The sequence below is a fragment of the Paracoccus aestuariivivens genome, assembly GCF_009711225.1.
GTDB classification, from domain to species: Bacteria; Pseudomonadota; Alphaproteobacteria; order Rhodobacterales; family Rhodobacteraceae; genus Paracoccus; species Paracoccus aestuariivivens.
This window is the reverse complement of the sequence record NZ_WMIE01000067.1, coordinates 1-816: the sequence shown is the minus strand read 5'-3', so window position 1 is coordinate 816 and position 816 is coordinate 1. Positions and strand designations below refer to the sequence as shown.

Sequence of the window (816 nt, the reverse complement as noted above, 5' to 3'; positions counted from 1 at the left end):
CCATGGGCGCGGGAGGCATGTCCAGAAGCCAAGTCAATCTACTCTGCCCCGTGGTCGAGGCGCAGGTGAACACTTTTCCGAACCGCCCGCTGAAGGGCGCGTGGCCCGGCGCCACCTTTCTGAAGGTACGTGCGGGAGGACGCATCGTCAGCCGTGCGGTCATGGTGGCCGTGGCGGTCAATGTAGTTGGCAAGCGGGAAATTCTGGGCGTCACCACCGCCCCCCGGGAAGCCCGACGTTCTGGACCAGGTTCCCGCGACGATGTCCTCGCCGATAAGGGCGTCGCCCGTTCTTGCCTCGATCGCCCACCGGACAGTTCACCCCTTCCAGCAGACAGGCACGAACCTCCGCGCAAGCATTGGACCCGGATCTCATCGACAAACCCACTCAAGCGGGTGAGCCGGAAGATCAAGCGGCGGGCAGATGTCACAGATGTTCGTCGAGGAAACCTTCCACTGGAAGCTTTCCCGATCCTCCTCACTTCCCGATGACACGGCCATCATTCGCCGCGCCGGAGCGCCGATGCAGGAGATCAATGAAATCTAGCCGTCACGCGGCACTACATGTCGCTTAAAGCGCTCGCCCGCGTCACCGACAATCCAAACCTCAGGCTGCCCGCTTTGGCCGCCGGAGCGGGGTTACACCTCGCCGAAGGGCGGCGCTCCCACACCAGGCCTGGGTACAGGATCAAATCAATGGGTCCTTCGCTATTCAAGGTCCTTAGGTCAAGCGGCATCGAGCAGTGCACCGCCGTGGTTTCTCGGTCGTTCGCGGGCTTTCGCTTCTGTTCGGGATCAGAAAAGCGAGGCGGTCCAA

General features: G+C 62.4%; 1 protein-coding gene. It reads left to right on the top strand.

Annotated elements, in window-relative coordinates; all coding sequences use genetic code 11:
• A partial coding sequence (locus GL286_RS23020) for a transposase (protein WP_211596492.1) occupies window positions 1–491 on the top strand: 491 nt, incomplete at its 5' end.
• Window positions 492–816: the final 325 nt, after the last annotated feature.